The sequence below is a fragment of the Streptomyces coeruleorubidus genome, assembly GCF_028885415.1.
GTDB classification, from domain to species: Bacteria; Actinomycetota; Actinomycetes; order Streptomycetales; family Streptomycetaceae; genus Streptomyces; species Streptomyces coeruleorubidus_A.
The window spans coordinates 5782189-5802878 of record NZ_CP118527.1 but is presented as its reverse complement, the minus strand read 5'-3'; the positions used below and the strand labels follow the sequence as shown (position 1 = coordinate 5802878).

General features: G+C 69.1%; 17 protein-coding genes. 2 read left to right on the top strand and 15 right to left on the bottom strand.

Features of this window, described 5'->3' with window-relative positions; translation table 11 throughout:
- Nucleotides 1–48: 48 nt before the first annotated feature.
- Nucleotides 49–2109: a DNA helicase RecQ gene (recQ, locus tag PV963_RS27075; RefSeq protein WP_425540945.1), complete on the bottom strand. Its 2061-nt coding sequence runs from the start codon at nt 2107–2109 to the stop codon at nt 49–51.
- Nucleotides 2110–2336: 227 nt separating this feature from the next.
- Between recQ and PV963_RS27070 the strand changes: the two genes are divergently transcribed.
- Nucleotides 2337–2939 (top strand): Uma2 family endonuclease, encoded by a 603-nt coding sequence (locus PV963_RS27070; RefSeq protein ID WP_274818322.1) that lies wholly within the window; start codon nt 2337–2339, stop codon nt 2937–2939.
- A gap of 75 nt (nt 2940–3014) precedes the next feature.
- Here the strand turns inward: PV963_RS27070 and nuoN are convergent, their stop codons facing one another.
- From nuoN to PV963_RS27000, 14 genes are read right to left on the bottom strand one after another with little or no spacing between them, the layout of a single operon-like run.
- On the bottom strand, nt 3015–4664 hold the full coding sequence (gene nuoN, locus PV963_RS27065) for an NADH-quinone oxidoreductase subunit NuoN (protein ID WP_274818321.1): 1650 nt from the start codon (nt 4662–4664) through the stop codon (nt 3015–3017).
- Nucleotides 4661–6232 carry an NADH-quinone oxidoreductase subunit M gene (locus PV963_RS27060; RefSeq protein ID WP_274818320.1) on the bottom strand — a complete coding sequence of 524 codons (1572 nt, stop codon included), beginning with the start codon at nt 6230–6232 and terminating at the stop codon, nt 4661–4663. Before PV963_RS27060 ends, nuoN begins: the two co-directional genes overlap by 4 nt.
- A gap of 5 nt (nt 6233–6237) precedes the next feature.
- Nucleotides 6238–8202, bottom strand: coding sequence for an NADH-quinone oxidoreductase subunit L (gene nuoL / locus PV963_RS27055; protein ID WP_274818319.1), 1965 nt, complete (start codon nt 8200–8202; stop codon nt 6238–6240).
- Between the two features lie 15 nt (nt 8203–8217).
- Nucleotides 8218–8517, bottom strand: coding sequence for an NADH-quinone oxidoreductase subunit NuoK (gene nuoK, locus PV963_RS27050; RefSeq protein WP_003992252.1), 300 nt, complete (start codon nt 8515–8517; stop codon nt 8218–8220).
- Complete coding sequence (locus PV963_RS27045) at nt 8514–9356, bottom strand: NADH-quinone oxidoreductase subunit J (protein WP_274818318.1); 843 nt, start codon at nt 9354–9356, stop codon at nt 8514–8516. Before PV963_RS27045 ends, nuoK begins: the two co-directional genes overlap by 4 nt.
- The gene (gene nuoI, locus PV963_RS27040; RefSeq protein WP_274818317.1) at nt 9353–9994 is read right to left on the bottom strand and encodes an NADH-quinone oxidoreductase subunit NuoI; all 642 of its coding nucleotides are present in this window, start codon (nt 9992–9994) and stop codon (nt 9353–9355) included. Before nuoI ends, PV963_RS27045 begins: the two co-directional genes overlap by 4 nt.
- Nucleotides 9987–11363, bottom strand: coding sequence for an NADH-quinone oxidoreductase subunit NuoH (nuoH, locus tag PV963_RS27035; RefSeq protein WP_274818316.1), 1377 nt, complete (start codon nt 11361–11363; stop codon nt 9987–9989). The genes nuoI and nuoH overlap by 8 nt, the downstream gene beginning before the upstream one ends.
- Nucleotides 11360–13864, bottom strand: coding sequence for an NADH-quinone oxidoreductase subunit G (locus PV963_RS27030; protein WP_274818315.1), 2505 nt, complete (start codon nt 13862–13864; stop codon nt 11360–11362). The genes nuoH and PV963_RS27030 overlap by 4 nt, the downstream gene beginning before the upstream one ends.
- Complete coding sequence (gene nuoF, locus PV963_RS27025; protein ID WP_274818314.1) at nt 13861–15207, bottom strand: NADH-quinone oxidoreductase subunit NuoF; 1347 nt, start codon at nt 15205–15207, stop codon at nt 13861–13863. The genes PV963_RS27030 and nuoF overlap by 4 nt, the downstream gene beginning before the upstream one ends.
- Nucleotides 15207–16067, bottom strand: a complete 861-nt coding sequence (nuoE, locus tag PV963_RS27020; RefSeq protein ID WP_274818313.1) for an NADH-quinone oxidoreductase subunit NuoE — start codon at nt 16065–16067, stop codon at nt 15207–15209. The genes nuoF and nuoE overlap by 1 nt, the downstream gene beginning before the upstream one ends.
- Entirely contained in the window at nt 16064–17386 is a 1323-nt protein-coding gene (locus PV963_RS27015) for an NADH-quinone oxidoreductase subunit D (RefSeq protein WP_274818312.1), read from the bottom strand. Before PV963_RS27015 ends, nuoE begins: the two co-directional genes overlap by 4 nt.
- On the bottom strand, nt 17383–18123 hold the full coding sequence (locus PV963_RS27010) for an NADH-quinone oxidoreductase subunit C (RefSeq protein ID WP_274818311.1): 741 nt from the start codon (nt 18121–18123) through the stop codon (nt 17383–17385). Before PV963_RS27010 ends, PV963_RS27015 begins: the two co-directional genes overlap by 4 nt.
- Nucleotides 18120–18674: a NuoB/complex I 20 kDa subunit family protein gene (locus tag PV963_RS27005; RefSeq protein ID WP_018528252.1), complete on the bottom strand. Its 555-nt coding sequence runs from the start codon at nt 18672–18674 to the stop codon at nt 18120–18122. The genes PV963_RS27010 and PV963_RS27005 overlap by 4 nt, the downstream gene beginning before the upstream one ends.
- A gap of 13 nt (nt 18675–18687) precedes the next feature.
- Nucleotides 18688–19047: an NADH-quinone oxidoreductase subunit A gene (locus tag PV963_RS27000; RefSeq protein ID WP_003974383.1), complete on the bottom strand. Its 360-nt coding sequence runs from the start codon at nt 19045–19047 to the stop codon at nt 18688–18690.
- 725 nt (nt 19048–19772) lie between these two features.
- Here PV963_RS27000 and PV963_RS26995 point away from each other — a divergent pair.
- The gene (locus PV963_RS26995) at nt 19773–20612 is read left to right on the top strand and encodes a C40 family peptidase (RefSeq protein WP_274818310.1); all 840 of its coding nucleotides are present in this window, start codon (nt 19773–19775) and stop codon (nt 20610–20612) included.
- The last annotated feature ends 78 nt before the right edge of the window (nt 20613–20690 follow it).

Sequence of the window (20690 nt, the reverse complement as noted above, 5' to 3'; positions counted from 1 at the left end):
CGCCCAGCTCTGTCGATGCCCTGCCCCTGCCCCTGCGGGAGCTCGGCCCTATATCCAGTCGGGCTCCGGCTCCCCGTCCAGCTCCGGCCAATCCTCCGGTCCGCCCGCGCCCTGGCCGGGCACCTCAGCCACCGTCGAGCCGGCCTCCGCAGCCGAGCCGACCGCCGGAGCCGCGCCCTGCGGCCCGCCCAGTGACGCGAGGACCTCCAGCACACCCTCCCCGTACGTCGCGAGCTTCTTCTCGCCCACCCCGCTGATCCCACCGAGCTCGGCCACCGAGTTCGGCCACACCGTGGCGATCTCCCGCAGCGTGGCGTCGTGGAAGATGACGTACGCCGGGACGCCCTGCTCGCGAGCCTGCTCGGCGCGCCAGGCGCGCAGCGCCTCGAAGGCCGGCAGCAGTTCCTCGGGCAGCTCGGCCGCGGCCGTCTTGGCCTTGCGCTCGCCCCGCCCGGAGCCCGACGATCCCGACGCCCCCGACCGGGAGGTCACCGGCTGCTTCGGCTCCTTCCGCAGCGGCACTTCCCGCTCCCGCCGCAGCACCTCCCCGCTCGCCTCGGTCAGCACCAGCGTGCCGTACTCGCCCTCGACCGCGAGCAGTCCCTGGGCCAGCAACTGCCGGATCACACCGCGCCATTCGCCCTCGGTCAGCTCGTCGCCGATGCCGAACACCGACAGCTGGTCGTGGTCGAACTGGATCACCTTGCCGGTCCGCTTGCCCAGCAGGATGTCGACGATCTGCACCGCGCCGAACTTCTGCCCCCGCTCCCGCTGGAGCCGTACCACCGTCGACAGCACCTTCTGCGCCGCGATCGTGCCGTCCCAGGTCTCCGGCGGGGTCAGGCAGGTGTCGCAGTTGCCGCAGCCGGCCGGGTCCGGGTCCTGGCCGAAGTAGGCGAGGAGCTGGCCCCGGCGGCACTGGGCCGTCTCGCACAGCGCCAGCATCGAGTCCAGGTGGGCCTGGGCCCGCCGCCGGAACGCCTCGTCGCCCTCGCCCGACTGGATCAGCTTGCGCTGCTGGATGACGTCGTTCAGCCCGTACGCCATCCAGGCCGTCGACGGCAGCCCGTCACGCCCCGCCCGGCCCGTCTCCTGGTAGTAGCCCTCGACCGACTTGGGCAGGTCGAGGTGGGCGACGAAGCGTACGTCCGGCTTGTCGATGCCCATGCCGAAGGCGATGGTCGCCACCACCACCAGGCCGTCCTCCCGCAGGAAGCGGGACTGGTGGGCCGCGCGCGTACCCGAGTCCAGGCCCGCGTGGTACGGCACCGCCTCGATGCCGTTGCGGCTGAGGAACTCGGCGGTCTTCTCGACCGAGTTGCGCGACAGGCAGTAGACGATGCCCGCGTCGCCAGCGTGCTCCTCGCGCAGGAAGCTCAGCAGCTGCTTCTTCGGGTCCGCCTTCGGCACGATCCGGTACTGGATGTTGGGCCGGTCGAAGCTCGCCACGAAGTGCCGGGCCGACGGCATGTTCAGCCGCTCGGTGATCTCCTGGTGCGTCGCGTGCGTGGCCGTCGCCGTGAGCGCGATCCGCGGTACCTCCGGCCAGCGCTCGCCGAGCAGCGACAGCGACAGGTAGTCCGGCCGGAAGTCGTGGCCCCACTGGGAGACGCAGTGTGCCTCGTCGATCGCGAAGACGGAGATCTTCCCGCGTGAGAGCAGGTCGAGCGTGTTCTGAAGCCGCAGCCGCTCCGGCGCCAGGTACAGCACGTCCAGCTCCCCGGCGAGGAACTCCGCCTCCACCATCCGCCGCTCGTCGAAGTCCTGCGTGGAGTTCATGAACCCGGCCCGCACACCCAGCGCCCGCAGCGCGTCCACCTGGTCCTGCATCAGGGCGATGAGCGGGGAGACGACCACACCCGTACCCGGCCTGACCAGGGCCGGGATCTGGTAGCACAACGACTTGCCGCCGCCGGTCGGCATAAGCACGACAGCGTCGCCGCCCGCCACGACGTGGTCGATGACGGCTTCCTGCTCACCGCGGAAGGCCTCGTAGCCGAAGACCCGGTGCAGCGCGACCAGCGCCTCGCTCGCGTCGGCGCCGAGGGGCCCGGCGAGGCCGCTGCCCGCACCACCCCCGTTCCCGGTCACCGCGTCCAGTTCCGTCATCACACCCGTCCCGCCAGTAGCGCCCATCGTTCCGTCCCCCGTGCGTCGCGCCTCGACCACTGCGTCCACCATAGGCGCCCGCACCGACAGCCCCGGAGTTATCCACAGGCCGCCCCGAACGCCTGCGTCAAGGACACGACCGTCGTTCACACGTTCGCGGGAGACCCCGCCCGTTTCCGCCCGATAGTCTGAAAGACCCGGCGAGACTCCGTCCCATGGGAGCACTGATGAGCGTCGCACCGAAGGCGTCCACGCCGACCTGGCCGACCCCGCCGGAAGGCGGCTGGACCGCCGACGACCTGGACCGCCTCCCGAATCTGCCTCCGCACACGGAACTGATCGACGGGAGCCTGGTCTTCGTGAGTCCTCAGACTCTTTTCCACTCGCGTGCGGTTGATTTCTTCAATTGGCAGCTTCAGTCCCTGGCCCCGGCGGAATTCGAGGTCGTCCGCGAGTTCACCATCGACATCGACCGCCAGAACCGCCCTGAGCCGGATGTGATCGTGGTACGCGGCGAAGTAGTGGACGATCCTGAGCAGACCCGCTACCCAGCGGAGTCCGTCCTGCTCGCCATCGAGGTCGTCTCGGCGGACTCCGTCTCCCGGGACCGCGAGACCAAACCGCTGAAGTACGCCCGGGCCGGTATCCCCCACTACTGGCGCGTGGAGAACGAGAAGGGCCTCGCCGCCGTGCACGCCTTCGAGCTGGAGCCCACCACCGGCGCGTACACCAGCACCGGGATCTTCCGTGAGCGGATGAAGGTCAGCGCCCCGTTCCCCGTGGATCTGGATCTCACCGGCATCAAACCGCGCCGCCGGAGCGGCGAGTAAGAGCCACGACGCACAGGACAGCGGCCCGGCACCCCCTGAGGGGAACCGGGCCGCTGTCTCGCAGCAAGCGGAGCGTCAGCGCACGAACACCCCCGCCTGCCCCGCCAGATCCAGGAAGTACTGCGGCGCCACACCGAGCACCAGCGTGACCGCCACGCCGATCCCGATCGCCGTGATCGTCAGCGGTGACGGCACGGCCACCGTCGGGCCCTCCGGCCGAGGCTCGCTGAAGAACATCAGCACGATGACGCGGATGTAGAAGAACGCCGCGATCGCCGACGAGATCACACCGATCACGACGAGCGGCGCGGCCCCGCCCTCCGCCGCCGCCTTGAACACGGCGAACTTCCCGGCGAAGCCGGACGTCAGCGGAATGCCCGCGAAGGCCAGCAGGAACACCGCGAACACGGCCGCCACCAGCGGCGAACGCCGGCCGAGCCCCGCCCACTTGGACAGGTGCGTCGCCTCGCCGCCCGCGTCGCGCACGAGCGTGACCACCGCGAAGGCGCCGATCGTCACGAACGAGTACGCGGCCAGGTAGAACAGCACCGACGAGACACCGTCGGGCGTGGTCGCGATGACACCCGCGAGGATGAACCCGGCGTGCGCGATCGACGAGTACGCCAGCAGCCGCTTGATGTCGGTCTGCGTGATCGCGACGATCGCACCGCCCAGCATGGTGACGATCGCCACCGCCCACATCACCGGCCGCCAGTCCCAGCGCAGGCCCGGCAGGACCACGTACAGCACCCGCAGCAGCGCGCCGAAGGCCGCCACCTTGGTCGCCGCCGCCATGAAACCGGTCACCGGCGTCGGCGCGCCCTGGTACACGTCCGGCGTCCACATGTGGAACGGCACGGCGCCCACCTTGAACAGCAGGCCCATCACCAGCAGCGCGGCGCCGACCAGCAGCAGCGCGTCGTTGCCCATGGTGTCGGCGAGCGCCGGGTTGATGTCCTGCACAGTGCCGTCGACGACCTGCGCGATCGTCGCGTACGACATCGAGCCCGCGTAGCCGTACAGCAGGGCGATGCCGAACAGGGTGAACGCGGAGGAGAACGCGCCGAGCAGGAAGTACTTGACCGCCGCCTCCTGCGACATCATCCGCTTGCGGCGGGCCAGCGCGCACAGCAGGTACAGCGGGAGCGAGAAGACCTCCAGCGCCACGAAGAGCGTCAGCAGGTCGTTGGCCGCCGGGAAGATCAGCATGCCGGCGACGGCGAACATCAGCAGCGGGAACACCTCGGTGGTGGTGAACCCTGCCTTGACCGCGGCCTTCTCGCTCTCGCTGCCCGGTACGGACGCGGCCTGCGCGGCGAAGGAGTCGACGCGGTTGCCGTGCACCACCGGGTCGAGCCGCCGTTCGGCGAAGGTGAACAGGCCGACCAGCGCCGCCAGCAGGATCGTGCCCTGGAGGAAGAGGGCCGGTCCGTCGACGGCGATCGCGCCCATCGCCGCGATGCGCGCCTTGGTCGTGCCGTATCCGTCGGCCGCGAGTGCGACGACCGCGGCGAAGGCGGCCGCGAGCGCGACGACGGACACGAACATCTGGACGTAATAACGAGATTTGCGCGGTACGAATGCCTCGACCAGGATCCCGACGATCGCCGCTCCGACGACGATAAGGGTGGGCGCCAACTGTCCGTACTCGAACTTCGGCGCGTCGATCTTGGTGATCGGTTCGGCCGCGGTTGTCCACAGGCTGTGGACGGCTGTTGCGCTCACTTGGCCGCCTCCACCTCGGGCTGGGGGTCCTTCTTCTGTACGTCGGACATGGTCTGCTTGACCGCCGGGTTGACGATGTCCGTGACGGGCTTCGGGTAGACGCCCAGGAAGATCAGCAGTACGACCAGCGGGGCGACGACCACGAGTTCACGCACCCTGAGGTCCGGCATCGCCGCGACCTCCGGTTTCACCGGGCCCGTCATCGTCCGCTGGTAGAGGACGAGGGTGTAGAGCGCGGCGAGCACGATGCCGAAGGTGGCGATGATGCCGATCACCGGGTAGCGGGCGAACGTGCCGACCAGGACCAGGAACTCGCTCACGAACGGCGCCAGTCCCGGCAGGGAGAGGGTCGCGAGGCCGCCGATCAGGAACGTGCCGGCGAGCACCGGGGCGACCTTCTGCACTCCTCCGTAGTCGGCGATGAGCCGCGAGCCGCGCCGGGAGATCAGGAAGCCCGCCACCAGCATCAGCGCGGCGGTCGAGATGCCGTGGTTGACCATGTAGAGCGTCGCCCCGGACTGACCCTGGCTGGTCATCGCGAAGATGCCCATGATGATGAAGCCGAAGTGGGAGATCGACGCGTAGGCGATCAGCCGCTTGATGTCCCGCTGGCCGACCGCGAGCAGCGCCCCGTAGATGATGCTGATCAGGGCCAGGACGAGGATGGCGGGCGTCGCCCACTTGCTGGCCTCCGGGAACAGCTGGAGGCAGAAGCGGAGCATCGCGAAGGTGCCCACCTTGTCGACGACTGCCGTGATCAGTACCGCGACCGGGGCGGTGGACTCCTGCATCGCGTTGGGCAGCCAGGTGTGCAGCGGCCACAGCGGCGCCTTCACCGCGAAGGCGAAGAAGAAGCCCAGGAACAGCCAGCGTTCGGTGCTGGTCGCCATGGAGAGCGAGCCGTTGGCGCGGGCCTCGGCGATCTCCGTGAGCGAGAAGTTCCCGGCGACCACGTACAGGCCGATCACCGCGGCCAGCATGATCAGACCGCCGACCAGGTTGTAGAGGAGGAACTTCACCGCCGCGTACGACCGTTGCGTCGCCGCCGCCTTCTCGCCGTGCTCGTGGGCACGGTCCCCGAAGCCGCCGATGAGGAAGTACATCGGGATCAGCATGGCTTCGAAGAAGATGTAGAAGAGGAAGACGTCGGTGGCCTCGAAGGAGAGGATCACCATCGCCTCGACGGCCAGGATCAGGGCGAAGAAGCCCTGGGTGGGCCGCCAGCGCCTGCTGCCGGTCTCCAGCGGGTCGGCGTCGTGCCAGCCCGCGAGGATGATGAAGGGGATCAGCAGGGCGGTCAGCGCGATCAGCGCCACCGCGATGCCGTCCACGCCCAGTTCGTAGCGGACGCCGAAGTCCGCGATCCAGGCGTGGGACTCGGTGAGCTGGTAGCGGTCGCCGTCCGGGTCGAAGCGCACCAGGACGGTGATCGCCAGGACGAGCGTGGCGAGCGAGAAGAGCAGCGCCAGCCACTTGGCGGCGGTGCGCTGCGCGGCCGGTACGGCGGCCGTGGCGATCGCCCCGACGGCCGGGAGCGCCGCTGTCACTGTCAGCAGAGGAAAGGACATCGGTATCAGACCGCCCTCATCAGCAGGGTCGCGGCGACGATGACCGCCGCGCCGCCGAACATCGAGACCGCGTAGGAGCGGGCGAAGCCGTTCTGCAGCCTGCGCATCCGCCCGGAGAGGCCGCCGACCGAGGCCGCCGTGCCGTTGACGACGCCGTCGACCAGGGTGTGGTCGACGTAGACCAGGGACCGCGTGAGGTGCTCGCCGCCGCGGACCAGGACGACATGGTTGAGGTCGTCCTGGAGCAGGTCGCGCCGGGCGGCCCGGGTGAGCAGCGAGCCGCGTGGGGCGACGGCCGGGACCGGGCGGCGGCCGTACTGCGCCCAGGCGACGGCGACACCGAGGACCATCACGGCGACCGTGGCCAGCGTGACCGTGAGGGCGCTGATCGGCGGGTGGCCGTGGTCATGTCCGGTGATCGGCTCCAGCCAGTGCATGAAGCGGTCGCCGATGCTGAAGAACGCACCGCCGCCCACCGACCCGACGGCCAGCACGATCATCGGGATCGTCATGACCTTGGGCGACTCGTGCGGGTGCGGCGGGGTGTACGCGCCGCGGGTCTCGGCGGCGGGCTCCACGTCGGGTTCGGCCGGGGACGGCGTCGGGGCGTTGCGCCAGCGCTCCTCGCCGAAGAACGTCATCAGCATCACGCGCGTCATGTAGTACGCGGTGATGGCCGCGCCGAGCAGGGCGCAGGCGCCGAGGATCCACCCCTCGGTGCCACCCTTGGCGAACGCCGCCTCGATGATCTTGTCCTTGGAGAAGAAGCCGGACAGGCCCGGGAAGCCGATGATGGCCAGGTAGCCGAGGCCGAAGGTGACGAAGGTGACCGGCATGTACTTGCGCAGTCCGCCGTAGCGGCGCATGTCGACCTCGTCGTTCATGCCGTGCATGACCGAACCGGCGCCGAGGAACAGCCCAGCCTTGAAGAAGCCGTGCGTCACCAGGTGCATGATCGCGAAGACGTAGCCGATGGGGCCGAGGCCGGCGGCGAGGATCATGTAGCCGATCTGCGACATGGTCGAGCCGGCCAGGGCCTTCTTGATGTCGTCCTTCGCGCAACCGACGATCGCACCGAACAGGAGCGTGACGGCACCGACGATGGTGACGACGAGCTGCGCGTCGGGGGCGCCGTTGAAGACGGCTCCGGAGCGGACGATCAGGTACACGCCCGCCGTCACCATGGTCGCGGCGTGGATCAGGGCCGAGACCGGGGTCGGGCCCTCCATCGCGTCCCCGAGCCAGGACTGGAGCGGCACCTGGGCGGACTTGCCGCAGGCGGCGAGCAGCAGCATCAGCGCGATCGCGGTGAGCTTGTCCTCACCGGCGGCTCCGGCGAGCCCGGCCTCCTCGTGGCTGCCGAGCACCGGCCCGAAGGCGAAGGTGCCGAACCAGAGGAACATCAGCATGATCGCGATGGACAGGCCCATGTCGCCGACGCGGTTGACCAGGAAGGCCTTCTTCGCGGCCGTGGCGGCGCTGGGCTTGTGCTGCCAGAAGCCGATCAGCAGGTAGGAGGCGAGACCGACGCCCTCCCAGCCGACGTACAGCAGCAGGTAGTTGTCGGCGAGGACGAGCAGCAGCATCGCCGCGAGGAACAGGTTCAGGTAGCCGAAGAAGCGGCGGCGCCGCTCGTCGTGCTCCATGTACCCGACGGAGTAGAGGTGGATCAGCGATCCGACGCCCGTGATCAGCAGCACGAACGTCATGGACAGCTGGTCGAGCTGGAAGGCGACGTCCGCCTGGAAGCCCTCGACCGGGATCCAGCTGAACAGGTGCTGGGTCATGACGCGGTGTTCGGCGTCCTGGCCGAGCATGTCGGTGAACAGCACCAGGCCGAGCACGAAGGAGGCGGCCGCGAGCAGCGTGCCGATCCAGTGGCCGACGGCGTCCAGCCGGCGTCCGCCGCACAGCAGGACCGCCGCTCCGAGCAGGGGCGCCGCCACCAGCAGCGCAATCAGGTTCTCCACGATTCTTCCGACCCCTTACAGCTTCATCAGGCTGGCGTCGTCGACCGAGGCCGAGTGGCGGGCACGGAACAGGGACACGATGATCGCGAGCCCGACCACGACTTCCGCGGCGGCGACGACCATCGTGAAGAAGGCGATGATCTGGCCGTCGAGGTTGCCGTGCATCCGGGAGAAGGCGACGAACGCGAGGTTGCAGGCGTTGAGCATGAGCTCGATGCACATGAACACGACGATCGCGTTGCGCCTGATCAGCACGCCGGTGGCACCGATCGTGAACAACAGGGCCGCGAGATAGAGATAGTTGACCGGGTTCACTTCGACGCCTCCTCGGGCCGCTTGAGGTTCGCCGGCCCGACCGCCCTGCGCTCCAGGCGCTCCTCGGACCGCTGTTCCAGGGCCTTGAGGTCGTTGAGCGCCTCCTGCGACACGTCCCGGATCTGGCCCCGCTCCCGCAGCGTCTTGCTGACGGTGAGGTCGGAGGGCGTGCCGTCGGGCAGCAGGCCCGCGATGTCGACCGCGTTGTGCCGGGCGTACACACCCGGGGCCGGCAGCGGCGGCAGTTGCTTGCCTTCGCGGACCCGCTCCTCGGACAGTTCGCGCTGCGTCTTGGCGCGCTCGGTGCGCTCGCGGTGCGTGAGCACCATGGCGCCGACGGCGGCCGTGATGAGCAGGGCGCCGGTGATCTCGAACGCGAAGACGTATCTGGTGAAGAGGAGCGCGGCGATGCCCTCCACGTTGCCGCCGGCGTTCGCCTGGCCGATGCCGCTGAACTCGCTGAGGGAGGCGTTGCCGATGCCGGCGATCAGCAGGACGCCGAAGCCGAGCCCGCACAGCAGGGCCAGCCAGCGCTGGCCCTTGATGGTCTCCTTCAAGGAGTCCGCCGCGGTCACGCCGACGAGCATCACCACGAACAGGAACAGCATCATGATCGCGCCGGTGTAGACGATGATCTGTACCACGCCCAGGAAGTAGGCGCCGTTGGCGAGGTAGAACACCGCCAGGATGATCATGGTGCCGGCGAGGCAGAGCGCGCTGTGCACGGCCCTCTTCATGAGGATGGTGCACAGGGCGCCGATCACCGCGATCGTGCCGAGGATCCAGAACTGGACGGCCTCTCCGGTGGAGGTGGAGTAGGCGGCGAGCTGGGTGGTCATCGGTCGATCACCTTCTTCGACGCCGGTTCCGTCCCGCCGAAGGTCGAGTCGGCCTCCTGCACGACCTCGCCCTTGGAGTGGGCGACCTGGCGCTCCGTACCGGGTGCGGCCTCGGTGACCAGGCCGCGGTAGTAGTCCTGTTCGTCGGTGCCCGGGTAGATGGCGTGGGGCGTGTCGACCATGCCCTCCTCCAGACCGGCGAGCAGCTGCTCCTTGGTGTAGATGAGGTTGGCCCGGCTGGAGTCGGCCAGCTCGAACTCGTTCGTCATCGTGAGCGCGCGCGTGGGGCACGCCTCGATGCACAGGCCGCACAGGATGCAGCGGGCGTAGTTGATCTGGTAGACGCGGCCGTACCGCTCGCCCGGCGAGTAGCGCTCCTCGTCGGTGTTGTCCGCGCCCTCCACGTAGATCGCGTCGGCGGGGCACGCCCACGCGCACAGTTCGCAGCCGACGCACTTCTCCAGGCCGTCCGGATGGCGGTTGAGCTGGTGCCGTCCGTGGAAGCGCGGAGCCGTGGTCTTCTGCTGCTCCGGGTACTGCTCGGTCAGCCGCTTCTTGAACATGGCCTTGAAGGTCACGCCGAAGCCGGCCACCGGGTTCTGGAAACCGGGCTTGGTGTCCTTCGGTTCCTCAGCCATCGGACGCCTCCTTTCCATCCGTAGTTCCGCCCAGAGATTCGTCACTCTGAGTATCGGGCCCACCACTGACAATCAGCTCCCGCTCTCGGCGCGAGCGGCGTCGCGGGACCGGTGGGAGCTCCTGTCCCGGCAATGGCGGTACGGGGAATCCGCCCACCATCGGGTCGAAGGCGGCCGGCGTCTCGGCCGGCGGCTCGGCCTGCTTCGACTTCTCGCGGAACATGTCGACCACGAAGGAGAGCACCAGCAGCGCCAGCACGCCGCCGCCGACGTAGAGGGCGATGTCGGCGAAGTCGTAGCCCTCGTTCCTGAAGGCCCGCACGGTGGCGACGAGCATCAGCCAGACCAGCGAGACCGGGATGAGGACCTTCCAGCCGAGCTTCATCAGCTGGTCGTAGCGGACGCGTGGGAGCGTGCCGCGGATCCAGATGAACATGAACAGCAGCAACTGGACCTTGACCGTGAACCAGAGCATCGGCCACCAGCCGTGGTTCGCGCCCTCCCAGAAGGTGCTGACCGGCCAGGGGGCCCGCCAGCCGCCGAGGAACAGCGTGGTGGCGACGGCCGAGACGGTCACCATGTTGACGTACTCGGCGAGCATGAACATCGCGAACTTGATCGACGAGTACTCGGTGTTGAAGCCGCCGACCAGGTCGCCCTCGGACTCCGGCATGTCGAAGGGCGCGCGGTTGGTCTCGCCGACCATCGTCACGATGTAGAGGACGAAGGAGAGCGGCAGCAGCAGGATGTACCAGCGGTCGGTCTGCTGCTCCACGATCGCCGAGGTCGACATCGACCCCGAGTAGAGGAAGACGGAGGCGAAGGCGGCGCCCATCGCGATCTCGTACGAGATCATCTGCGCGCAGGAGCGCAGGCCGCCCAGCAGCGGGTACGTCGATCCGGAGCTCCAGCCCGCCAGCACGATGCCGTAGATGCCGACGGAGGCGACCGCGAGGATGTAGAGCATCGCGATCGGCAGGTCGGTGAGCTGCATCGTGGTGCGGTGGCCGAAGATCGAGATCTCGTTGCCGGCCGGGCCGAAGGGGATCACCGCGATCGCCATGAAGGCCGGGATGGCCGCGACGATCGGCGCGAGGACGTACACCGCCTTGTCCGCGCGCTTGACGATGACGTCTTCCTTGAGCATCAGTTTGATGCCGTCGGCGAGCGACTGGAGCATGCCCCAGGGGCCGTGCCGGTTGGGGCCGATGCGCAGCTGCATCCAGGCGACGACCTTGCGCTCCATGACGATGGAGATCAGCACGGTCACCATCAGGAAGGCGAAGCAGAACACCGCCTTGATGACGACCAGCCACCACGGGTCGTGGCCGAACATCGAGAGGTCTTCAGCGGCGAGGTACGGGCTCATGCCTCCACCTCCTTGGGGGCCTCGCCGGCGAGGGTCGCCGGGCCGATGCGGACGAGGGAGCCGGGCCGCGCCCCGGTGTCGGAGGCGACGCCGCCACCGGTGGAGTTCAGCGGGAGCCACACCACCCGGTCGGGCATCTCACTGATCTGGAGCGGGAGTTCGACGACTCCCTGGGGGCCGGTCACCGCGAGGAGGTCGCCGTCCTTGACGCCCGCCTCGGCGGCCGTCGCGGCGGACACACGCGCGCGTGCGGCGTGCCGGGTGCCGGCGAGAGCCTCGTCGCCCTGCTGGAGGACGCCCTGGTCGAGCAGCAGCCGGTGACCCGCGAGCACGGCCTCGCCGGCGGCCGGACGGGGCAGGGCGCCCGCCGTCTCCAGGGGTTCGGTGGCCCGCGGGCCGTCCCAGGCGCCGAGCCGGTCGATCTCCGCCCGAACGGTGCGCAGATCGGGCAGTCCGAGGTGGACGTCCATGGCGTCGGCCACCATCTGCAGCACGCGCGCGTCGGTGGGCGCGAGGCGGCGGGTCATGTGGTCGGGCTTGAGCGCGGCCTCGAAGAAGCGGACCCGGCCTTCCCAGTTGAGGAAGGTGCCGGCCTTCTCGGCGACCGCGGCGACGGGCAGGACCACGTCGGCCTTGCGGGTGATCTCGCCCGGCCGCAGTTCGAGCGAGACCAGGAAGCCGACCTCGTCGAGTGCCGCACGCGCGCGTGCCGGGTCGGGCAGGTCGGCGATCTCGACGCCCGCCACCAGCAGCGCCTGGAGTTCGCCGGTCGCGGCGGCCTCCACGATCTGGCCGGTGTCACGGCCGTAGCGGTGCGGGAGACCGGCGACGCCCCAGACGTCGGCGACCTCGTCACGCGCGCGTGGGTCGGTGGCCGGGCGCCCGCCCGGCAGCAGCGAAGGCAGCGCGCCCGCCTCGATGGCACCGCGCTCCCCGGCCCGGCGCGGGATCCACGCCAGCCGCGCTCCGGTGGCGGAGGCGGTGCGTGCGGCGGCGGTCAGGCCGCCGGCCACCGCCGCCAGCCGCTCGCCGACGACGATCACGGCACCCTCGGCGCGCAGCGCCTCGGCGGCGAGAGCGCCGTCGTCCTCCAGGCCGACGTTGCTCGCGAGTGCGTCCAGCCACTCGGTCTCGGTGCCGGGGGCCGCCGGCAGCAGCGTCCCGCCGGCCTTCTCCAGACCGCGCGTGGCGTGCGTGGCCAGGGAGAAGACCTTCTGCCCGTGCCCCCGCCAGGCCTTGCGAAGCCGCAGGAAGACGCCGGGCGCCTCCTCCTCCGCCTCGAAACCGACCAGCAGGACGGCGGGTGCCTTCTCCAGTGCGGTGTACGTGACGCCCGTACCGTCGAGGTCCCGGCCGCGCCCGGCGACCTGGGCGGCGAGGAAGTCGGCCTCCTCGCCGCTGTGCACGCGCGCGCGGAAGTCGATGTCGTTGGTGTCGAGCGCCACGCGCGCGAACTTGCTGTACGCGTAGGCGTCCTCGATGGTGAGCCGGCCGCCGGTCAGGACGCCGGTGCGCCCCCGGGAGGCCAGCAGCCCCTGGGCGGCGATCTGGAGCGCCTCGGGCCAGGAGGCCGGTTCCAGCTCGCCCTCGGCGTTGCGCACGAGCGGCGTCTCCAGCCGGTCCCGCTGCTGCGCGTACCGGAACGCGAACCGCCCCTTGTCGCAGATCCACTCCTCGTTGACCTCGGGGTCGTGGGCCGCGAGCCGCCGCATGACCTTGCCGCGCCGGTGGTCGGTGCGCGTGGCGCAGCCGCCGGAGCAGTGCTCGCAGACCGACGGGGAGGAGACCAGGTCGAAGGGGCGGGAGCGGAATCGGTACGCCGCCGAGGTCAGCGCGCCGACCGGGCAGATCTGGATGGTGTTGCCGGAGAAGTACGACTCGAACGGGTCGCCCTCGCCGGTGCCGACCTGCTGGAGCGCGCCCCGCTCGACCAGCTCGATCATCGGGTCGCCCGCGACCTGGTTGGAGAACCGGGTGCAGCGGGCGCACAGCACGCACCGCTCGCGGTCGAGCAGCACCTGCGTGGAGATCGGCACGGGCTTCTCGTAGGTCCGCTTGCGGCCCTCGAAGCGGGACTCGGCGTCGCCGTGCGACATGGCCTGGTTCTGCAGCGGGCACTCGCCGCCCTTGTCGCAGACCGGGCAGTCCAGCGGGTGGTTGATGAGCAGGAGCTCCATCACACCCTTCTGGGCCTTCTCGGCGACCGGGGAGGTGAGGTGGGTCTTGACCACCATCCCGTCGGTGCAGGTGATGGTGCAGGACGCCATGGGCTTGCGCTGGCCCTCGACTTCGACGATGCACTGGCGGCATGCGCCGGCCGGGTCGAGGAGGGGGTGGTCGCAGAACCGGGGGATCTCGATGCCGAGTTGTTCGGCGGCCCGGATGACCAGGGTGCCCTTGGGCACGCTGATCTCGATGCCGTCGATCGTCAGCGTCACGAGGTCCTCCGGCGGGACCGCCGCCTGCCCCCCGCCTGAGGGAGCGTTGGTGGTCACGGTCATGCGTTCACCTCCGTGCGGTCGGCCCAGGCCGTCGACTTGGCCGGGTCGAAGGGGCATCCCCGGCCCGTGATGTGCTGCTCGTACTCCTCGCGGAAGTACTTGAGCGAGGAGAAGATCGGCGAGGCGGCGCCGTCGCCGAGGGCGCAGAAGGACTTGCCGTTGATGTTGTCGGCGATGTCGTTCAGCTTGTCGAGGTCGGACATCCGTCCCTTGCCGGCCTCGATGTCGCGCAGCAGCTGCACGAGCCAGTACGTCCCTTCGCGGCAGGGCGTGCACTTGCCGCAGGACTCGTGGGCGTAGAACTCGGTCCAGCGCGTCACGGCCCGCACCACGCAGGTCGTCTCGTCGAAGCACTGGAGAGCTTTTGTGCCGAGCATGGAACCCGCGGCGCCCACTCCTTCGTAATCAAGAGGGACGTCGAGATGCTCGTCGGTGAACATCGGGGTCGAGGAGCCGCCCGGCGTCCAGAACTTGAGGCGGTGCCCGGGGCGCATGCCGCCGCTCATCTCGAGGAGCTGGCGGAGCGTGATCCCGAGCGGCGCCTCGTACTGGCCGGGGCTCGCCACATGGCCGGAGAGGGAGTAGAGCGTGAAGCCGGGCGACTTCTCACTCCCCATCGACCGGAACCATTCCTTGCCCCGATGCATGATCGCGGGAACCGACGCGATCGACTCGACGTTGTTCACCACAGTCGGGCACGCGTAGAGGCCCGCGACAGCAGGGAAGGGGGGACGAAGCCGCGGTTGACCCCGGCGGCCTTCGAGCGAGTCCAGCAGTGCGGTCTCCTCACCGCAGATGTACGCGCCCGCGCCCGCGTGCACGGTGATGTCGAGGTCGAGTCCGCTGCCCAGGATGTTCTCGCCGAGGAAGCCCGCCTCGTACGCCTCGCGCACGGCAGAGTGCAACCGCCGCAGCACTGGGACGACTTCACCACGCAGATAGATGAAGGCATGCGAAGACCTGATGGCGTAACACGCGATGATCATGCCCTCGATGAGGCTGTGCGGGTTCGCGAAGAGGAGCGGGATGTCCTTGCACGTCCCCGGCTCCGACTCGTCGGCGTTGACAACCAGATAGTGCGGCTTTCCGTCCCCCTGGGGAATGAACTGCCACTTCATGCCCGTGGGGAATCCCGCGCCGCCGCGCCCGCGCAGACCGGACTCCTTGACGTACGCGATCACGTCGTCCGGCGACATGGCGAGCGCCTTGCGAAGCCCCTCGTACCCGTCGTGCCTTCGGTACACGTCCAGCGTCCAGGACCTGTCCTCGTCCCAGAAGGCCGACAGCACCGGTGCGAGCAGCTTCTCGGGGCTCATGTCTTTCAGCTCGGGTGCCAAGGTCATCACTCCCCCTCCTCGGCGGCAGGCCCGGCCGGGTGGGCTGGGTCGGAGGCCGACGTGTCCTGCGGCGCGTCGTGCGAGCTCAAGTGCTCCGTCGGTGAGGGCTCGTGCGGTGCCCCGGTCCGGGCCGCCTCACCGCGCGGGTGCACCACGCGTGCGGGAGCGGACTCGCCCTTGGCGAGCTTCAGACCGACCAGGGAGGCGGGTCCCGCGCTTCCCCCCGACTCGACGGCCCCGTCCCGGTCGTCGGGGAAACCGGCCAGGACCCGGGCGGTCTCCTTGAAGGTGCACAGGGGCGCCCCGCGCGTGGGTGCGACCGGCCGTCCCGCGCGCAGGTCGTCGACGAGGCGCTTGGCGCTCGTCGGGGTCTGGTTGTCGAAGAACTCCCAGTTGACCATCACGACCGGCGCGAAGTCGCAGGCCGCGTTGCACTCGATGTGCTCCAGGGTGACCTTGCCGTCGTCGGTGGTCTCGCCGTTGCCGACGCCCAGGTGCTCCTGGAGCTCCTCGAAGATCGCGTCCCCGCCCATGACGGCGCACAGGGTGTTGGTGCACACCCCCACCTGGTAATCACCGCTCGGGCGGCGCCGGTACATGGTGTAGAAGGTGGCGACGGCGGTGACCTCGGCCGTGGTCAGGCCGAGCATGTCCGCGCAGAACCGCATCCCGGTGCGCGTGACGTGCCCCTCCTCCGACTGCACCAGGTGCAGCAGCGGCAGGAGGGCGGACCGGGAGTCCGGGTAGCGGGCGATGATCTCGCGCGCGTCGGTCTCCAGACGGGCCCGGACGTCGTCCGGGTAGGCGGGTGCGGGCAGTTCGGGCATACCCAGGCTGACGCCCCGCTCGGAAGAAGAGGTGGTCACCGGTCGACGCCTCCCATCACGGGGTCGATGGACGCGACGGCGACGATGACGTCGGCGACCTGGCCGCCCTCGCACATCGCCGCCATGGCCTGCAGGTTGGTGAAGGACGGGTCGCGGAAGTGGACCCGGTAGGGGCGGGTGCCGCCGTCGGACACGACGTGCACCCCGAGTTCGCCCTTGGGCGACTCGACCGCCGCGTACGTCTGTCCCGGCGGGACGCGGAAGCCCTCGGTGACCAGCTTGAAGTGGTGGATCAGGGCCTCCATGGAGGTGCCCATGATCTTCTTGATGTGGTCGAGGGAGTTGCCGAGGCCGTCGGGCCCCAGGGCGAGCTGGGCCGGCCAGGCGATCTTCTTGTCGGCGACCATGACCGGGCCGGGCTGGAGCCGGTCCAGGCACTGCTCGACGATCCTGAGCGACTGGCGCATCTCCTCGAGGCGGATGAGGAAGCGGCCGTAGGCGTCGCAGGTGTCGGCGGTCGGGATGTCGAAGTCGTAGGTCTCGTAGCCGCAGTAGGGCTGCGCCTTGCGCAGGTCGTGCGGCAGGCCGGTGGAGCGCAGGATCGGGCCGGTGGCGCCGAGGGCCATGCAGCCGGCCAGGTCGAGGTAGCCGATGTCCTGCATGCGGGCCTTGAAGATGGGGTTCCCGGTGGCGAGCTTGTCGTACTCCGGGAGGTTCTTCTTCATCTTCTTCACGAACTCGCGGATCTGGTCCACCGCGCCGGGCGGCAGGTCCTGGGCGAGTCCACCGGGGCGGATGTACGCGTGGTTCATCCGCAGGCCGGTGATCAGCTCGTAGATGTCGAGAATGAGTTCACGATCACGGAATCCGTAGATCATGATCGTGGTGGCGCCGAGTTCCATGCCGCCGGTGGCGATGCACACCAGGTGCGACGAGAGCCGGTTCAGCTCCATCAGGAGCACGCGGATGATCGAGGCCCGGTCCGGGATCTGGTCCTCGATGCCGAGGAGCTTCTCGACCCCGAGGCAGTACGCCGTCTCGTTGAAGAACGACGTCAGGTAGTCCATGCGCGTCACGAAGGTGGTGCCCTGCGTCCACGTCCGGTACTCGAGGTTCTTCTCGATGCCGGTGTGCAGGTAACCGATGCCGCAGCGGGCCTCGGTGACGGTCTCGCCGTCGATCTCCAGGATCAGGCGGAGCACGCCGTGCGTGGACGGGTGCTGCGGGCCCATGTTGACGACGATGCGCTCGTCGTCGGTGCGGGCCGCGGACTGGACGACCTCGTCCCAGTCGCCGCCGGTGACGGTGTAGACGGTGCCCTCGGTGGTCTCACGAGGGGAGGCGTGCGACGTGCTCATGAGTACGACCTCCGCTGGTCCGGAGCCGGGATCTGGGCGCCCTTGTACTCGACGGGGATGCCGCCGAGGGGGTAGTCCTTGCGCTGCGGAAAGCCCTGCCAGTCGTCCGGCATCATGATCCGCGTCAGGGCAGGGTGGCCGTCGAAGACGATGCCGAAGAAGTCGTACGTCTCGCGCTCGTGCCAGTCGTTCGTCGGATAGACGGAGAACAGCGACGGGATGTGCGGGTCGCTGTCGGGGCAGCTGACCTCCAGGCGGATCAGCCGGTTGTGGGTGATCGAACGCAGGTGGTAGACGGCGTGCAGCTCGCGACCCTTGTCGTTCGGGTAGTGGACACCGCTGACGCCGGTGCACAGCTCGAAGCGCAGGGCCGGGTCGTCGCGCAGGGTGCGGGCGACCATCAGCAGGTGCTCGCGCTCGATGTGGAAGGTCAGCTCGTCGCGGTCGACGACCGTCTTCTCGATGGCGTTCCCGGGGAGCAGTCCCTGTTCCTCCAGCGCGCCCTCCAGTTCGTCGGCGACCTCGTCGAACCAGCCGCCGTAGGGGCGGGTCGCCGGTCCCGGGAGCCGGACCGAGCGGACCAGGCCGCCGTAGCCGGAGGTGTCGCCGCCGTTGGTCGCGCCGAACATGCCGCGCTGGACGCGGATCTCCTCACCGCCCTGGCCGCGCTGGCCCGGGAGGTTCGACGCGCTGAGGTCCTTCTCGGGGTTGACCCCGTTGTTGTCGGCGTCGCTCACCGCAGCAGCCCCTTCATCTCGATCGTGGGCAGGGCCTTGAGCGCCGCCTCCTCCGCCTCGCGGGCCGCCTCCTCGGCGTTCACGCCGAGCTTGGAGCTCTGGATCTTCTGGTGGAGCTTGAGGATGGCGTCCATCAGCATCTCCGGCCGTGGCGGGCAGCCGGGGAGGTAGATGTCGACCGGCACGATGTGGTCGACGCCCTGGACGATGGCGTAGTTGTTGAACATGCCGCCGGAGGAGGCGCAGACCCCCATGGAGATCACCCACTTGGGGTTCGGCATCTGGTCGTAGACCTGCCGCAGCACCGGCGCCATCTTCTGGCTCACCCGGCCGGCGACGATCATCAGGTCCGCCTGGCGCGGAGAGCCCCGGAAGACCTCCATGCCGAAGCGCGCCAGGTCGTAGCGGCCGGCGCCGGTGGTCATCATCTCGATGGCACAGCACGCGAGGCCGAACGTGGCGGGGAAGACGGACGACTTGCGCACCCAGCCCGCGGCCTGCTCGACGGTGGTCAGCAGGAAGCCGCTCGGCAGCTTTTCTTCGAGTCCCATGACTTGTGGCCCCTCAGTCCCATTCCAGGCCGCCGCGCCGCCATACGTACGCGTACGCGACGAAGACGGTGAGCACGAAGAGCAGCATCTCCACGAGCCCGAAAATCCCCAGGGCGTCGAAGGTGACGGCCCAGGGGTAGAGGAAGACGATCTCGATATCGAAAATGATGAAGAGCATCGCCGTCAGGTAGTACTTGATCGGGAAGCGCCCGCCGCCGGCCGGCGTGGGGGTCGGCTCGATACCGCACTCGTAGGCCTCGAGCTTGGCGCGGTTGTACCGCTTCGGCCCGATCAACGTGGCCATGACCACGGAGAAGATCGCAAAGCCTGCCCCGAGGGCTCCCAGTACGAGGATGGGCGCATAAGCGTTCACCGCTCCTCGCTCCTCTCAGTCGGCACTGACTGCTGGCGGTTTGCGTCGAGCTCACATCCGCCCCACCGGCCCCTCGAACCCCGCCGGTCCCGGCGAAGATCGGGAACATGTGAAGCAGGTCACAAGCCCAACCGCGTGCATCTTATGCCCGACGCTCTGTGATCTGCGACACGAGGTATTGCACAAGCTTTGTGATCTCCACCACCTGACGATCGATCATGAAGTCGGATGAGCGGTGATCTTCACACCCGAAGCGTCCGAGTGATCACCAGAGGTGACATTTTGGCTCGTCAGTGCAGGCCGGAGGGGGGCGTCTCCATATCAAGAGGGTTCCCTTGCATGCAAATTCGCGATGGACTCGATCTCTTGATAGAGGCGCGTTCACACATCAGAGGTCGCGCGGAGCGGGGTGTGGACGCGTGCATTCGTTCACGATCTTCGCGAGGCCGTGATCCGGCCGTGATCTACGACGCCGGACGCGTCCGCCACGGCAGCCGTTCCGTGACCTCCGTCACACGCATGAGAGGCTCATGAGAACGGGGCTTGGCCAATCAACCCAACCGATGGTAAGTGCGGGGCAATTCGGGCGTATTGATCAAAGGCCGTGATCACAGGCCGGTTACGGGGCGCCCGTAATGTCCGTTACGGCGTCAATAAAGGGTCTCGCGCGGGGTTTTTGGGGGCTCGATTGAACAACTGTGGCGCAGCACACGTTTCTTGAAGATATGAAGGAGCCCCTGGTACCGGTTGTTCCCATGTCCCACACCGCTCACATACGCAGCCACCGGAAACCCCGCCGCAACGCGACCTCTGCGATCGCCGTGCGTGCCGGAGTTGCCGGTGGCGTTCTCAGCATGGCAGCGGCGGGTGCCTCGGCCTCGGCGAGCGCCGCCGAGCCGGTCACCCAGACCATCGAACTGCCCACCCTGACGGCCGACCTGTCCGCACAGGTCTCCCAGTCCGCTGCCGCCACCCAGCAGGCGGCCGCGAACTACGAACTGCGCGCCGAGCGTGACGCCGCCGCCGCCAAGGCCGCCGCGGAGGCCAAGAAGGACCTCGCCGAGGCGAAGAAGAAGGCGGAGGCCAAGAAGAAGGCCGCCGAGGCCGCCCGCAAGGCCGCAGCCGAGCGCGCCACGCGCAACGCCGAGCGCGCCACGCTCTCCGCCTCCGCGTCCGCGTCCGCCTCCACGTCGGTGTCGGCGCCCGCCAGCGGCAGCGTCGCGACCGTCATCTCCTTCCTGAAGGCTCAGGTGGGCGACGCCTACGTCATGGGCGCCACCGGTCCCAACGCCTGGGACTGCTCCTCCCTCGTGCAGGCCGCGTACAAGCAGGTTGGTGTGGACCTGCCGCGTGTCTCGCAGGACCAGTCGATGGCCGGCACGGACGTCCCGCTGTCCGACATCCAGGTCGGCGACATCCTGTACTGGGGTGGCAAGGGCTCCGCGTACCACGTGGGTGTCTACATCGGAGACGGCCAGTACCTGGACGCGGCCAACCCGTCCAAGGGCGTCGTCATCCAGGACCTGTCGGGCTACCCGGCGTCGGGCGCGGTGCGCGTCCTCTGACGTCAGGCATACGGGCTTGAGGGCCGCCGCCTTTCGGGGGCAGCGGCCCTCCCGGCCTGTCCGGGGACGCCGGCCGGG

Bases quoted from the DNA above. Each gene is read 5' to 3' on its own strand.
- recQ (WP_425540945.1), bottom strand. From the start codon at position 2,109: ATGACGGAACTGGACGCGGTGACCGGGAACGGGGGTGGTGCGGGCAGC.
- PV963_RS27070 (WP_274818322.1), top strand. From the start codon at position 2,337: ATGAGCGTCGCACCGAAGGCGTCCACGCCGACCTGGCCGACCCCGCCG.
- PV963_RS27060 (WP_274818320.1), bottom strand. From the start codon at position 6,232: ATGTCCTTTCCTCTGCTGACAGTGACAGCGGCGCTCCCGGCCGTCGGG.
- PV963_RS27045 (WP_274818318.1), bottom strand. From the start codon at position 9,356: ATGACCACCCAGCTCGCCGCCTACTCCACCTCCACCGGAGAGGCCGTC.
- nuoI (WP_274818317.1), bottom strand. From the start codon at position 9,994: ATGGCTGAGGAACCGAAGGACACCAAGCCCGGTTTCCAGAACCCGGTG.
- nuoH (WP_274818316.1), bottom strand. From the start codon at position 11,363: ATGAGCCCGTACCTCGCCGCTGAAGACCTCTCGATGTTCGGCCACGAC.
- PV963_RS27030 (WP_274818315.1), bottom strand. From the start codon at position 13,864: ATGACCGTGACCACCAACGCTCCCTCAGGCGGGGGGCAGGCGGCGGTC.
- nuoF (WP_274818314.1), bottom strand. From the start codon at position 15,207: ATGACCTTGGCACCCGAGCTGAAAGACATGAGCCCCGAGAAGCTGCTC.
- PV963_RS27015 (WP_274818312.1), bottom strand. From the start codon at position 17,386: ATGAGCACGTCGCACGCCTCCCCTCGTGAGACCACCGAGGGCACCGTC.
- PV963_RS27005 (WP_018528252.1), bottom strand. From the start codon at position 18,674: ATGGGACTCGAAGAAAAGCTGCCGAGCGGCTTCCTGCTGACCACCGTC.
- PV963_RS26995 (WP_274818310.1), top strand. From the start codon at position 19,773: ATGAAGGAGCCCCTGGTACCGGTTGTTCCCATGTCCCACACCGCTCAC.